Here is a 14,015-nt window from a genome sequence, read left to right on the forward strand (position 1 = left end):
GCTGGTTACTCGAGCAGGTGAAAGTCTCGGCGGTTGCGGGGGTCTTTCGTTGATCCTCGGCAGTTCATGCCCCTGAGTGGCGGATGGCCTGGGAAAAACACCAGGCCTTCAGCTTCAAGCGCAAATGCCAGTGCTTGCATACTCACTTCCTTGAGGTGCATGCCATGCTCAAGCCGCTGGATGGACTGAGGAGTAACCTTGGATGCTGAGCTGAGGTCGGCGATGCTCCAGCCCAGTAGCTCACGCGCAGGTGCACAATGAGCACCCCGAAAGCTGAGTGGCAGGTGATCCATGAGCCACGCGATTGCTTCGAGCTGATCCTCGTCCAAGTTGAGGCGAAGCGGTTGGCGATCAAGAACATGAGAGGTCATGGCTACACTTCTGGGTACTGTACATGCGAACAGTATAGGTGATGCGAATGCGTTAGAAAAGCTTGCAGGTCACTGGGACAAACAGGTGGCAACCATAGGCGACTATGCTGATGCGTACGTCGAAGCCAGAATGCAAAAAAAGGCGATCAAGTCCCAATATTCCGGGGCTTGGTCGCCTTTTACCGTACCACCTGCAGCGCACTTGATGCTCGCGCCGCTAGCGAGAGGGAGTGCCAGGTTGTGGTTGCACACTCAGTCCTGTTGTACTGTCGTTTTGTAAAGCAGGCTGGCGGCAGGGAACTGAGCCTGTAGCGCTGAAAAGTACTCACCGCTGTCCAAGATGCGAGTATCGAACTCAACAAGATAATAGGCTAGCCAGTTCTGGAGATCTTCTAGTGTGGCAGTCTTTACTACATAGCTAACGATAATATCAACGAGATGCTCTGGTGGCGCCTGAATGCGATAACCATTCAACAGAAAGAACATCATGCCAGCAGCGGCAGCGGTCCTCTTGTTTGCGTTGGCAAAGCAGTGATTATCTGCAATCCCAGCAATCAATACGGACACCAAAATGATGAGGTCTTCTGTTTGCTCGTACCACCGGTACATTCCCGGTTTTTGCTGAGCAGAGGCAAGCTCATTGGGTTTGATAACACCAATGGGCTCATCGGGGGTTTGAGTCTCGATCAGCCACCTATTGATTGCGATGAGGTCTTCAACAAGTAGGAAATGAATACCGTCGCAATCAGTAGGCATTGATCAGATTTCAAAGAATGAAATTAAACCTTCGCGAGTTCGGCGAAAGCCTTCTCGTTCTCAATGAGGGTAATAGCGAAGGCATTTTGCACCTGCACGTCATGGAAGCCACGTGTTGGGCGCGCGCGCACTCCTTTCTTGTCCCGTGGTGGGGCAACGAAATGGGTTGGTTTCTTCAATGCGCTCATGATCACTACTCCTCGGTGGGCCTCGTAGGCACACCCGCTCGCCGGTTAGGGCTGAAAAGCGGCGAAAATCTGCCGCTTAGGTTGACACGTGTGTCAGCCAATGATCGTAGAGTAAACCACGTAGGGCGCCGCATTCAACATTTATGATGAATATGGATGATGCAGCGTGATTGCTATGAAGCGGAGAAACGCAGCGAAAGCATCGAAATAGAGCGGCTCGCTGGTCAATTTGAGGAGTCTGTAGGCTGTCCCCTAGGTACGCTGGCGCCTCTATGAGGCGCCAGCGTACCTAGGGGACAGCGAAACGGCAACCTCCAATACGCTCTTTCCGCAGGCGCAGTTCGGGGGACCGCTTGGCTTTTCGAAATCATATCACCTGTGGGGTATTGCTCCAAGCATGAAACCCTAGCGTGAGAATGCAGGACCTTTTAGGGCAAATTTAGGGCAAATCCTAGGCCGTCTCAGGCCGTAACCAGCCCGCCCCAGATTCGATGAACGCAGTGTTTGCAGGCCTAAGGCGGCCTGGTACGCAATCCGGGCGGGTTCAAATCCCTATCTCTCCGCCATACATCGAGAAGCCCCGCAGATTTAGATCTGCGGGGCTTTTTCGTTCTGGGCCATCGAGAATCGGCATAACGCCGCTCATTTTTTCATCATCCCCAATTCAGCATCATCTAGCAGCGCCTTGGCCATCGCGCTGAGGTAACGCGAAGCCCAGATCAGTTTCTGGTCGTAGTCCATCAAGCCGGAGATGATCAGGTCGTGGACGTAGCCCATCGGTTCGGATGCCTGTTCGCGAGCGTCCTGGCAGGGGATGCCGGGAGCTGGCTTGCCGGCGATAGCCTGCGAAGCAGGCCTGTTGTAGAGCAGTTTTCGCAACATTTTGTCTTGAACTGCTAATGTCACCTTGCGCTACAATGCGCTCCTCTAATACGCCTTTCACGCCCAGACCAAACGCCGTAATGATTACGCGCTGGGCGATGACCTTTTTCTGACATGGATTCGTTGGATGCTTCGCGCCGTACTGGTCTCCCTCTACGCCCTTCGCTGGACGGCTGAATTGTCGTCTGCAGCCAGTGCTGCACCCTCTCTGAAATCCCCGCACAACGTCGAATGCTGCCGCCAGGCCCTGGCTGTGGTATGCGGCTGTGCGCCCCACCGAAAATGGAGTGCTCCACTTGCGTAAGAAATTCGTCGCGTCCCTCTTGGCGGTTGCCATCGCCTCTACCACGGCCTGTGCACAGCTCGGGATCAGCAAAGAGCAAGCGGGCACCGTGATCGGTGGCCTGGCCGGTGTGGCCATCGGCTCGACCATGGGCAGCGGCAACGGCAAGATCGCCGCGGCCCTGATTGCAGGTGGCATCGGTGCCTACGTGGGCAACCGCATCGGCCACATGCTGGATGAGAAGGACCAGCAGGCCCTGGCGCTGCGCACCCAGGAAGTGTTGAGCCAACAGCAGACCACCGCCAGCGCCCAGCCAGTGACCTGGACATCCGACCACTCGGGCGCTACCGCGCAGATCGTGCCGGGCAAGGAATACACCCAGACCAAGAAGGTTGAGGTCAAGCGCGCGCCGAAGATCCAGGCAGTGCCGTCGATGAAGCTGATCAACGAACCCTATGTGACCATCAGCGACAACCTGAACGTGCGCGCGGCGCCTAACCAGAACGGTGAAAAGGTTGGCAGCCTGAAGAACCACACCGAGTTCACCGCCGTCGGCTCCACGGGTGACTGGATCCTGGTCGGCCGCAAGGGCGTGACTGTTGGCTATGTGCACAAGAACTACGTCGAACCGAAGGCGCAGGCAGTTGCCAAGCGCGTAACGCCGGCAGTGAACCTGGACGAACTGGACGTAGCCGCCAGCAAGGAAACCCAAGGCTTCGACCTGGACTCGGTGCAGTCGCTGCCGACCGAAACCGTCGCTGCCGAAGCGGCCTGCCGCCCGGTCACGGTCAACCTGAAGTCGCAAAGCGGCAAGACCGAGCAAGAGCAGAACACCTTCTGCAAACAAGCCAACGGCACCTGGGAACTGATCTGAGGAACTCCATGAAAAAGCACGCGCTCGCGCTGGCTGTGATCGGCGCTTGTGGTCTGGTACCGCAGGCGTTCGCCCATGAGCTGGCCTTCTCGAAGAAAGAAAACATCAAGGTCGAAGTACCTGGGGACGCCACCACCTGGTGCAAACCCGAGGTCGAGCTGACCATCACCCGTCCGGCCTGGGACAACCAGGAGCTGCTATCGGGCTTGCTGACCAAGCTGCCGTTCGTGTTCGCCAAGGACTGCTCGACCGCCAAGGTGAGCTGGAAAGCCGTGGACGCCAAAGGCAACCTCTACGCCAGCGGTTCGGGCAATGCCAGCAACCTGGGCCTGGTGACCCTGGCCGCCGCGCCTGCCGCCGTCGCTGCTGCCCCGGCACCCGCTCCGGCTGCGCCAGCCCCGGCACCTGCACCGGCAGAAGCCCCGGCTGCGGTTGCTCCAGCCCCAACCCCAGCCTCAGCGCCTGAGCCAGCTCCTGCGGTAGTCGAATCGACACCTGCGAAAGTAGAAGCAGCCCCTGCTGCAGTGCCAGCTCCAGCCGTTGCCGCAGAGCCCGCACCAGCACCGGCAGCCGAAACCCCGGCCGCATCGCCTGCCGCTCCGCCCGTCGCAGCCCCTGCCGCCGCAGTAGCCGCAGCCCCCACCTCGGACTTCGGTCGCGCCGTGGTCCTGGAGAACCGCAACCTGATGCAGGTAACGGACGGTTCCGGCTGCAAATGGGTACTCAGCCGCGAGATCATCAGCAACGGTGACACCCTGTCGTTCGGCACCACCCCGGCCATGCCGTGCCCGGCGTCCGGTTTTGGCGAAGGCAACTTCGAAAAAATCAGCTGGAAGGCCGTGGGCACTTACCGTGGGGATAACTGGAGCCGCGTATACGTTCACCCGAGCGGCTTGATCTTCAACAAGGTCTTCGAGCCTGCGGTCAAGGACAAGGCCGTTTCCTACCTCACGGCAGACGCTGGCCAGGCCGCATTCCTGGTGGGCGAGATCCCTAGCCGGCAGATGAAGGTGTACCTGGCCTTCACCCGTGGCAGCTACGGCGTGCTCCGTCCGTTCGGCAGCGACCCTTACTACGTGGCAGTAACCCCGGACGAGTCGTTCGCCCTGGACGCAGCCAAGTACAAGGAAGCTGCGCTGGAAATCTTTGACCTGATCAAGACCACCTCGCCGACCACCACCGACGTGGCCAACCTGCTCATCGTCAAAGACATTTCGGCGATCACGAACAACATGTGGGGCAACGACGCGCAGAAAATCACCCGCAACCGCATCGGCATCAATCGCCAAGGCCTGTTCTTCGATGTGCGCGATGGCGTGAACTGGGCCGTTCAGCGTGAGGAGCAGCGGGTGCGTGAGGCGCGCCGGCGTCAACAGGAACTGGCCAGCGTCCACACCCGCGTACTGGAGCGTTACCAGCAGTTGCAAGACGGCATGAGCGAGTTCAAAGGGCGCGAAACCGAAGCCCTGGCACAAATGGCCGGCATCAAAGTGCGTTTCGCTTCGCCGCTGGAACAGCAAAACCCGGCAACCTCGGCCCGCGTGGCGCCGATGATGGTCCACGTCACCGGCAAGCAGGGCGACTTCTACGCCATCGACTTCCCGAGCAAGGGCCGCCTGGTGGCGGACGAGGAATACAGCGAAGGCTGGTACGTGGCCCAAGTGGCCAACGCCACGCCGTACTACCCGCTGGACGATGGCCGCGCCGTGCCCACTTACCGTGCCTATAACGCGGGCGAGCCCCAGGCGTGCAAGCAGGACAAGTGTGCCGATCTCGTGTCGTTCGGCGCCGTGCTGGCCAAGGAATTCCCTAACGCCGGTATCGATTTCAGCTGGACCCCCGAGGTCTCCCAAAAGTACGTGAACGACTGGAACAACGCTTCCGCCATGGTCCAGTGAGGCAAACACCATGATCAAACAGATGAACAAGAAGCAGCTGCTGATTGGCGGTGTGGCCGCAGCGGTGCTGGTGCTCGGCGGTGGTTACGCGATGCTGTCCAGCTCGGGCAAGAAGGCTGCGATGGCCTACTACGACGACTTCAAGGAGCGCTACTTCCTTGAGGACGTGCTGTCTGAAGGTGATATTTCCTACTCGGCGTTCTCTGGCAACCTGACTGTCGCCGACCCCGAGATCCGCGTGGCGGCCGCGCAGACCAACGGTGCCCAGCAATTCATGCGTGGCCTGTCGGGCCTGATGGAGTCGGTTCGCGGTAGCTCGGCGGAGGAAGGCCTGGCCGGTTGGGCCAAGTACCAACTCAACGCCAGCGGCAATGTTGCAGGCGTCTACCTGAAGGCCGATGCGCTGAAGCTGGCGCACGAGGGTGACAGCAAGGACGGCACGATCCACATCCAGCTGCTTGGGATGCAGATGGGCAACCCTTTCGTTGCCAGCAAGGGCGCTGAAGTGGTGCTGGTGTCTGATGTCAGCGACGAGATCCAGCCGCGTGCCGAACTGGCCGCCAATGGCCGGGCCACCCAGTCGAACTTCGACTGGGGTAGTAACATGGTTGTGCGTCAGCCAATGACCGGCGCGTTTTTGGTCAGTAGCACGGGGGAATTCGGCACCACGGTAGACGTGGACTTCACCCTCAAGCGCTCCAGTGACGGCGAGGGCTCGATGGCGTTCGTCGTGACCCACCGTAACGATGGCTCCAAGGTGGGTGAGATCGTGCGCAAGGCCGAGTTCCAGTCGCTGCCGGAGCTCGACGATGTCGAAACCCAGCTCAAGAGTGCGTTGAGCGCCATGCTGATCGGGGCCTACAGCACGTACACCGGTCAGGCTGTACTGGCCGAGGCGGTGAGTGGTTTTGCACGCAAGGCCAAGGTGGAGAACTACAGCGTGAGCTACAGCGGCTTCAAACCGCTGAAAGAGGCTTACAGCGACTACCAGCAGAATGTTCCGAAGGCGAAGTTTGCCGCCTTCTGTGAACAGGTCGGGTTGTCGACGTGGAGCAGTGATTTTGGTGCCAAGGGCAAGAACCACAGCGACTCGGAATGTGCCATCGGGCAGAAGCTGGTCGAGGATGGCAAGTTTGAAGAGCAGTACACCTTCAAGGAAGGCAAGAGCCTGTTTGCGGCGTTGTTCGTGAGCAAGGCGTATGAGCTGGAAACCAATTGACCGGTTGATCGCTGATAAACAAAGCCCCCGGCAACGATGAGTTGCCGGGGGCTTTTTCAATTCTGCGAGTCAGAGGTTTCAGCGCATCGCCGCCAGCTTGATGCCGAACCCTACCAGGCAAGCCCCCGCCAGCCGCTCGAACATATTGGTAATGCGCGGGTTGGCGCGCATGCGTTCGGCCAGCCGGTGGGTCAGCACCACGGCGATCAACCCGTACAGGAACGTGATCACCGCCACCGTTGCCGCCATGAAGCCGAACGTCACCAACCCCTGATGCTTCACCGGGTCGATGAATAATGGGAAGAACGCCATGTAGAACATGATCGCCTTGGGGTTGAGCAGGGTGATCAGCATGGTCTGGCGCAGGTATTGGCCGTTGTCCATGCGGCTGGTGCGCGGCGCGTCACCCGGTTTGCTCAACAGCATGCGCAGGCCCAGGTAGGCGAGGTACGCGGCGCCGGCCCATTGCACGATGTGGAAGGCCGCAGGGTAGGTGGCCAGCAAGGTGGCGACGCCAGCTACCGCTAGCCACAACAGGACTTGGTCACCGACGATCACCCCACAGGTCGCGGCCAGGCCTGCCTTGATGCCGCCCTTGCCGGTGGCAGTGATCAGGGCAAAATTGCCCGGGCCCGGGATGGCCAGAAGAATGATGAAGGCGATGACGAATGCGCCGTAGTCGGTGACGCCGAGCATGGTGAACTCCTGTAGAGCAGTGCAAAGGCAGAGTCATGACTATCGTCGCCAACAGCGTGCTTTACAACCTGTTGTTGCACATTCGCAATCCATCATTGCCAAGCACGACTTGGATCCAATGCCTGTTTTCTGTATCATCCCGCCGCCATCAGACGATGGTCGAAGATGATTCATTTAAAGGACTTTGTAATGAAAAAGCTGTTCAAGGCCACCGTAGCCGTTGCTGTAGTTTCGGGTGTTGCCCTGCTGTCGGGTTGCACTGGCCAGGTTTACAACCAGCCGAAAAACTGCACCTACGACTACCTGTTCCACCCTTCGGTTTCCATCTCCAAGATCATCGGTGGCTGCGGCCCGATCGATAAACTGCCTCAGCAGCAGTAATCTTGGCGGTACCCTGATCGCGACGCTTGCGGCGTGATCCAAGGCCCCCGGTCATGTAGATGGCCGGGGGTTTTTGTTTTTGGCGTGACAATCTGCCACTGGGGCAACCCGTCGTCTTGACGCCGGGGCGGGCAATTTGTTTGTGCTGGCATTTCATATACAATCAGAAAAACGATTCAGCGTTGTCGGTCAATTCGACAAAAGGCCGAGTCGTTTTCTGGTTCTCTAGCTGCTGAACAATGATCAACAACAAGCCTGCGCTGAAGAACACGCTTTACCTGGGCCAGCCACAGGCCCGCCCTCTGTTCTCCTGACTGGAATTGATCAATGTTCAAGAAAGCTGGCAAGACCTTGCTGGGTCTGGCTGTCGCTGCAAGCTTCATGCAAGCGCACGCCGCAGAAACCAAGAAAGTAGACGTGCTGCTGGTCGGCGGCGGCATCATGAGCTCCACCCTGGCCGTGTGGCTGCATGAGCTGGAGCCAAGCTGGTCGATGGAAATGGTCGAGCGCCTGGACGGCGTGGCCGAAGAAAGCTCCAACGGCTGGAACAACGCCGGTACCGGCCATTCCGCGCTGGCCGAGCTGAACTACACCCCGGAAGACAAAGACGGCAACGTCAACATCGCCAAGGCCATCGAAATCAACGAAGCCTTCCAGATTTCCCGTCAGTTCTGGTCGTGGCAGGTACGCCAGGGCGTGTTGAAGAACCCGCACTCGTTCATCAACACCACCCCGCACATGAGCTTCGTGTGGGGCGATGACAACATCAAGTTCCTGAAGAAGCGCTACGACGCGCTGCAGGCCAGCCCGCTGTTCCGCCCGATGCAGTACTCCGAGGACCACGCGCAGATCGCCAAGTGGGTCCCGCTGATGATGGAAGGCCGCGACCCGAACCAGAAGCTGGCCGTGACCTGGACGCCGATCGGCACCGACGTGAACTTCGGCGAGATCACCCGCCAGTTCGTTGGCCACCTGCAAACCCAGAAAGGCTTCGACCTGAAGCTGTCCACCGAAGTGCAGGACATCACCCGCAACAAGGACGGCTCCTGGCACGTCGAGTACAAGAACCTGAAGGACGGTACCGAATCGGCCACCGACGCCAAGTTCCTGTTCATCGGTGCTGGTGGCGGCGCACTGAAGCTGCTGCAGAAGTCGGGCATTCCTGAAGCCAAGGAATACGCAGGCTTCCCCGTGGGCGGCTCGTTCCTGGTGACCGAGAACCCGACCGTTGCCATGCAGCACATGGCCAAGGCCTACGGCATCGCCTCGACTGGCGCTCCACCCATGTCGGTACCGCACCTGGACACCCGCGTGCTGGACGGCAAGCGCGTGATCCTGTTTGGCCCGTTCGCCACCTTCTCGACCAAGTTCCTGAAGAACGGCTCGTACCTGGACCTGCTGAGCAGCACCACCACCCACAACGTGTGGCCAATGACCAAGGTGGGTATCGAGCAGTACCCGCTGGTCGAGTACCTCGCTGGCCAGCTGATGCTGTCGGATGATGACCGCTTCGAAGCCCTGCGCACCTACTTCCCGAACGCCAAGAAGGAAGACTGGCGCCTGTGGCAGGCCGGCCAGCGTGTGCAAATCATCAAGCGTGATGCCGAGAAAGGCGGCGTGCTGAAGCTGGGCACTGAAGTGGTGGCGTCGCAAGACCGCACCATTGCTGGCCTGCTGGGTGCATCGCCAGGCGCCTCGACGGCTGCACCGATCATGCTGAACGTGCTGGAAACCGTGTTCAAGGAGAAGGTCGCTACCCCTGAGTGGCAGGCCAAGATCAAGGAAATCGTGCCAAGCTACGGCACCAAGCTGAACGATTCGGCAGCGGCCACCCAGAAAGAGTGGAACTACACCGCTGAAGTGCTGCAGCTGGAGAAACCGCCGGTGATCGATGCCAGCGTTGACTTCAACGGCGCGCCGAGCGAGCCGGTTGAGAGCAAGCCTGCGAACGACATGGCGCTGTAATCGGCCATTGTTGTGAAAGAAGCCACGGGGGAAACCTCGTGGCTTTTTTATTGCCTGTTCGGGCCCTTTCGCGGGTACAGGAAAATCAGCTCTGCCGAAGAATGCACTCCAGCAACCCAGGAAACCGCTCACCCAGCATTTCGCTGCGCAGCGAGTTCATGTGGGTCGTCCCCACATTGCGGGTATGCACCAGCCCCGCATCACGCAGGACGCGGAAGTGATGGGACATGCTCGACTTCGGCCGGCCGCCATCCAGCTCGCCGCAGCTGGCTTCGGTGACACCGGCCAGGTGTCGGACGATTTCCAGGCGCACGGGGTCGCTCAGCGCATAGAGCAGGCGTTCGAGGATCAGGTCTTCAGCGGTGGGGTGTTTGTAGGCTCGCATGGCTCACATGATAACGGGGGTTTCATTAATTGCCATAGTTCGATTATGATCGAACAACAGTATTCAGATGAGCCCGGAGTTTCCCATGTCCGCACTGTTCGAACCCTACACCCTCAAAGACGTCACCCTGCGCAACCGCATCGCCATTCCGCCCATGTGCCAGTACATGGCCGAGGATGGCCTGATCAACGACTGGCACCAGGTGCATTACGCCAGCATGGCCCGTGGCGGTGCCGGCCTGCTGGTGGTCGAAGCCACGGCGGTGGCACCGGAAGGGCGCATCACCCCTGGTTGCGCCGGAATCTGGAGCGATGCCCACGCCCAGGCTTTCGTGCCGGTGGTGCAGGCCATCAAGGCGGCCGGTTCGGTGCCGGGCATCCAGATTGCGCACGCCGGCCGCAAGGCCAGCGCCAACCGCCCGTGGGAGGGTGACGACCACATTGGTGCTGATGACGCGCGTGGCTGGGAGACCATCGCCCCGTCCGCCATTGCCTTTGGCGCGCACCTGCCAAACGTGCCGCGCGCAATGACCCTGGACGACATCGCCCGGGTCAAGCAGGACTTCGTCGATGCCGCACGCCGTGCGCGTGACGCCGGCTTCGAGTGGATCGAACTGCACTTTGCCCACGGCTATCTGGGCCAGAGCTTCTTCTCCGAGCACTCCAACAAGCGAACCGACGCCTACGGCGGCAGCTTCGACAACCGCAGCCGTTTCCTGCTGGAAACCCTGGCTGCAGTGCGTGAAGTGTGGCCGGAGAACCTGCCGCTGACCGCGCGTTTTGGTGTGCTGGAGTACGATGGCCGCGATGAGCAGACCCTGGAAGAGTCGATCGAGTTGGCGCGCCGCTTCAAGGCCGGTGGCCTGGACCTGCTGAGCGTGAGCGTCGGTTTCACCATCCCTGAGACCAACATTCCGTGGGGCCCGGCGTTCATGGGGCCGATCGCCGAACGCGTGCGCCGTGAGGCGAAGCTGCCGGTGACCTCGGCGTGGGGCTTTGGTACGCCGCAACTGGCTGAAGCCGCGTTGCAGGCCAACCAGCTGGACCTGGTGTCGGTAGGGCGCGCGCATTTGGCTGATCCGCACTGGGCGTACTTTGCGGCCAAGGAGCTGGGCGTGGAGAAAGCCTCCTGGACCTTGCCGGCGCCGTATGCGCACTGGCTTGAGCGCTATCGCTGAGTGATGCCGGGGGCTGCGCAGCAGCCCCCGAATCTAAAACCGATCCAACCGGTAGGCCCCCATCTCAGGCCCACTGGCCTGCTCAGCCAACCGCCCCACCCACTCCGCCGTCACCGCTGCCTGGGTCAGCCCCAAATGCTGATGCCCAAACGCCAGCAGCACCCGCCCATCACACACCCTGTCGATCACCGGCAACGAGTCTGGCAACGAAGGCCTGAAGCCCATCCACGGCGTTGCCCCTTCGGCACTCAAGTCTTGCCGAAACAACCCCTTGCTCAAATGGTGCAACTGCCAGGCGCGCTGCATGCTCGGCGGTGCCTCCAGCCCGGCGAACTCCACCGTGCCGGCCAGGCGCAAGCCGTCGGCCATGGGCGTCATGATGAACTTGCGTTCCAGCGACGTGACCGCAAACGGCAGGCGCTGATGCTCGCCCGGCAGCATCAGGTGGTAACCGCGCTCCGTGTCCAGCGGCACCCGCTTGCCCGTCAGTACGGCGGTCAGTTTCGCGGAGTGCGCACCACAGCTGATCAGCACCTGACGGGTATTGAACGTGCCATGGTCGCTGACCAGGGTGGCCCCGCCGCTGTGCAACCGGCCACCCTCGACCTGCGCCTGGGCAAACCGTACGCCACTGGCTTTGGCCGCTTCGAACAGCTCGCACACCACCCTGTACGGATCGATGAAATGGCCGGTCTTGGGAAAGAACAGACCGCCCAGCAATGACGGGTTCAACTGCGGTGCCGCTTCGCGTACGGCCTCAGCCGACCAGAAGTCCACCGGCACCGCCTGCTGTTGCATGCGTGCGCGCAAGGCCTCCAGGGCCTGGCGTGATTCAGGCTTCTCGAACACCAGCAGTGAGCCATCTTCCTGGAACAGCTCGCTGCGCCCGATCGAGCCCAGTAATCGCCGCCAGGCACCCAGGCTGCCTTCGTTCAGTGTGCGGATGCCGGCCACGCTGCGCTGGAACGGCGCTGGGCGCAGGTTGAGCAGCAGGCGAGTGAACCACGGCATGGCCTTGGGCAGGTACTTCCAGTCCAGGCGCAACGGGCCCATCGGGTCCAGCAGCATGCGCGGCAAGCGCTTGAGGATCGACAGGTCGGCGATCGGGAACACCTGCTCGGTCGCCAGGTGCCCGGCATTGCCATAGGATGCCCCCTGGCCGGGCGCCTGACGGTCGACCAGCAGCACTCGGCGGCCCTGACGGGCCAGTTGCAGGGCGCAAGCGACGCCGACAATGCCGGCGCCAACCACCGCGATATCAGTTTCAGCGGTTTCGAGCATGTTCAGCCTTCCCGTTTACCGTCAAGCAGGCGCCGCAGTTGCAGCGGGTTGCCGTGCTGCAACGCCGACGGCAGCAAGGCCTCGGGGAAGTCCTGGTAGCACACCGGACGCAGGAAGCGCAGGATCGCCGCCGTGCCCACCGAGGTGGTGCGGGCATCGGAGGTGGCCGGGAACGGTCCGCCGTGGACCATCGCATCGCACACCTCAACGCCGGTCGGCCAGCCATTGACCAGAATGCGCCCGGCCTTGCGTTCAAGGGTCGGCAGCAGGGCGCGGGCGCTGGTGATGTCGGCATCGTCCAGTTGCAACGTAGCGGTCAGCTGGCCTTCCAGTTGCTCGGCCACCTGGCGTACCTGTTCATCGCTCACGCAGGCCACGACCAACGACGCAGCACCGAACACTTCGGCCTGTAACGCCGGGTCTGCCAGGAAGGCTTCGGCCTGGGTCACGAACAACTGTGCCTGGCATTGGTTGGGGCCTTGCCCGGCCTGACCACTGGCTGCCGCCTTGGCATTGGCGTTTTCCGCCAGGGCACCGACACCGGCCTGGTAAGCACTGAAGATGACCGGGGTGAGCATGGTCTGCGCGGCGGCCTGTTGTACGTGTTCGCTGGCGGCAGCGATGAAGCGCTGCAACGCGGGCCCTTGTCGGGCGATCACCAGGCCGGGGTTGGTGCAGAACTGGCCAGCACCTTGGGTCAACGAGGCGACGAAGCCTTGCGCCAGCGCTTCGGCGCGGGCCTGCAAAGCGGCCTCGAAGAGGAATACCGGGTTGATCGAGCTCATTTCGGCGTACACCGGGATCGGCTCCGGGCGTGCCTGAGCGGCTTGGCACAGTGCGACACCACCGCTACGCGAGCCGGTAAAACCTACTGCCTTGATACGCGGGTCGCTGACCAAGGCGATGCCCACTTCTCGGCCAGAGCCGTACAACAGCGAGAACACGCCGGCCGGCAAACCGCACAGCTTCACCGCTTGCGCCACGGCCTGGCCGACCAGTTCGCTGGTGCCAGGGTGGGCGCTGTGGGCCTTGACCACCACCGGGCAGCCAGCGGCCAATGCCGACGCGGTGTCGCCACCGGCTACCGAAAATGCCAGCGGAAAATTGCTGGCGCCGAACACGGCCACCGGCCCCAGGGCCACCTGGCGCTGACGCAGGTCGGCGCGGGGCAGGGGCTGGCGTTCGGGCTGGGCATTGTCGACCCGTACATCCAGCCATTCACCAGCCCGCACCACCCGGGCAAAAGTGCGCAACTGGGTGCAGGTGCGGCCCCGTTCCCCCTGGATGCGCGCTTTGGGCAGGCCGGTTTCGGCCACGGCGCGGTCGATCAGGGCATCGCCGAGGGCTTCGATCTGCGCGGCGATGGTTTCGAGAAATTGTGCCCGTTGTTCGAGCGAGGTTTCGCGGTAGGCATCGAACGCCGCCCAGGCCAGGGCGCAGGCCTGGGCCACGTGTTCGCCGGTGCCGCCGAGGTAGGCCGGTTCCAGCGTTTGCCCGGTAGCCGGGTTGATGGCGTGGATGGCTTCGCGGCTGCCAGTTACCGGCGTCTGGCCGATCAGCAGGTTGCCTGTGAGGGGCATGTAGCCTCCTTGGAGTCAAATACGGGTATCAAGGGAAACCGCAGCCCCTGTAGGAGCGCCCTTTCGCGACACAAGGCCG

Annotated in this window: 14 protein-coding genes; 6 read left to right on the plus strand and 8 right to left on the minus strand. The window is 61.4% G+C overall.

Annotation, left to right across the window (positions count from 1 at the left end):
- Positions 1-5: 5 nt before the first annotated feature.
- The 4 genes from PM2_RS06635 to PM2_RS06645 all read right to left on the minus strand — a co-directional run bounded on the left by PM2_RS06635 (position 6) and on the right by PM2_RS06645 (position 2,197).
- Entirely contained in the window at positions 6-371 is a 366-nt protein-coding gene (locus PM2_RS06635; RefSeq protein WP_232866913.1) for a helix-turn-helix domain-containing protein, read from the minus strand.
- Positions 372-623: 252 nt separating this feature from the next.
- Positions 624-1,127 carry a type II toxin-antitoxin system death-on-curing family toxin gene (locus tag PM2_RS06640; RefSeq protein ID WP_080694051.1) on the minus strand — a complete coding sequence of 168 codons (504 nt, stop codon included), beginning with the start codon at positions 1,125-1,127 and terminating at the stop codon, positions 624-626.
- A gap of 23 nt (positions 1,128-1,150) precedes the next feature.
- Positions 1,151-1,315: a hypothetical protein gene (locus PM2_RS30695; RefSeq protein WP_162181828.1), complete on the minus strand. Its 165-nt coding sequence runs from the start codon at positions 1,313-1,315 to the stop codon at positions 1,151-1,153.
- 642 nt (positions 1,316-1,957) lie between these two features.
- Complete coding sequence (locus PM2_RS06645) at positions 1,958-2,197, minus strand: DUF3077 domain-containing protein (protein ID WP_042131491.1); 240 nt, start codon at positions 2,195-2,197, stop codon at positions 1,958-1,960.
- A 296-nt stretch (positions 2,198-2,493) separates the two neighbouring features.
- Between PM2_RS06645 and PM2_RS06650 the strand changes: the two genes are divergently transcribed.
- Genes PM2_RS06650 through PM2_RS06660 form a run of 3 tightly spaced genes read left to right on the plus strand, consistent with a single transcriptional unit; the run spans position 2,494 to position 6,471 of the window.
- On the plus strand, positions 2,494-3,354 hold the full coding sequence (locus PM2_RS06650) for an SH3 domain-containing protein (protein WP_016711968.1): 861 nt from the start codon (positions 2,494-2,496) through the stop codon (positions 3,352-3,354).
- Between the two features lie 8 nt (positions 3,355-3,362).
- A complete protein-coding gene (locus PM2_RS06655) occupies positions 3,363-5,252 on the plus strand; it encodes a hypothetical protein (RefSeq protein WP_016711967.1) in 1,890 nt (629 codons plus the stop codon).
- Between the two features lie 10 nt (positions 5,253-5,262).
- The gene (locus PM2_RS06660) at positions 5,263-6,471 is read left to right on the plus strand and encodes a hypothetical protein (protein WP_016711966.1); all 1,209 of its coding nucleotides are present in this window, start codon (positions 5,263-5,265) and stop codon (positions 6,469-6,471) included.
- Positions 6,472-6,549: 78 nt separating this feature from the next.
- Here the strand turns inward: PM2_RS06660 and PM2_RS06665 are convergent, their stop codons facing one another.
- A complete protein-coding gene (locus PM2_RS06665) occupies positions 6,550-7,167 on the minus strand; it encodes a LysE family transporter (protein WP_016711965.1) in 618 nt (205 codons plus the stop codon).
- Positions 7,168-7,356: 189 nt separating this feature from the next.
- Here PM2_RS06665 and PM2_RS06670 point away from each other — a divergent pair, with 189 nt between their 5' ends.
- Complete coding sequence (locus PM2_RS06670) at positions 7,357-7,548, plus strand: YhfL family protein (protein ID WP_003254720.1); 192 nt, start codon at positions 7,357-7,359, stop codon at positions 7,546-7,548.
- A gap of 327 nt (positions 7,549-7,875) precedes the next feature.
- Complete coding sequence (gene mqo / locus PM2_RS06675; protein WP_019098485.1) at positions 7,876-9,513, plus strand: malate dehydrogenase (quinone); 1,638 nt, start codon at positions 7,876-7,878, stop codon at positions 9,511-9,513.
- Between the two features lie 85 nt (positions 9,514-9,598).
- Here mqo and PM2_RS06680 read toward each other — a convergent pair whose 3' ends face one another.
- A complete protein-coding gene (locus PM2_RS06680) occupies positions 9,599-9,898 on the minus strand; it encodes an ArsR/SmtB family transcription factor (protein ID WP_025753907.1) in 300 nt (99 codons plus the stop codon).
- Positions 9,899-9,983: 85 nt separating this feature from the next.
- Between PM2_RS06680 and xenA the strand changes: the two genes are divergently transcribed.
- Positions 9,984-11,075, plus strand: coding sequence for a xenobiotic reductase XenA (gene xenA, locus PM2_RS06685; protein ID WP_016711963.1), 1,092 nt, complete (start codon positions 9,984-9,986; stop codon positions 11,073-11,075).
- Between the two features lie 33 nt (positions 11,076-11,108).
- On the opposite strand, the gene PM2_RS06690 is transcribed toward xenA, so the two are convergent.
- Together PM2_RS06690 and PM2_RS06695 are read right to left on the minus strand one after the other, a co-directional pair.
- Positions 11,109-12,356, minus strand: coding sequence for an NAD(P)/FAD-dependent oxidoreductase (locus PM2_RS06690; protein WP_016711962.1), 1,248 nt, complete (start codon positions 12,354-12,356; stop codon positions 11,109-11,111).
- A gap of 2 nt (positions 12,357-12,358) precedes the next feature.
- Complete coding sequence (locus PM2_RS06695) at positions 12,359-13,936, minus strand: aldehyde dehydrogenase (NADP(+)) (RefSeq protein WP_016711961.1); 1,578 nt, start codon at positions 13,934-13,936, stop codon at positions 12,359-12,361.
- Positions 13,937-14,015 lie beyond the last annotated feature (79 nt).

The sequence above is a fragment of the Pseudomonas monteilii NBRC 103158 = DSM 14164 genome (assembly GCF_000730605.1).
Classification (GTDB): Bacteria; Pseudomonadota; Gammaproteobacteria; order Pseudomonadales; family Pseudomonadaceae; genus Aquipseudomonas; species Aquipseudomonas monteilii.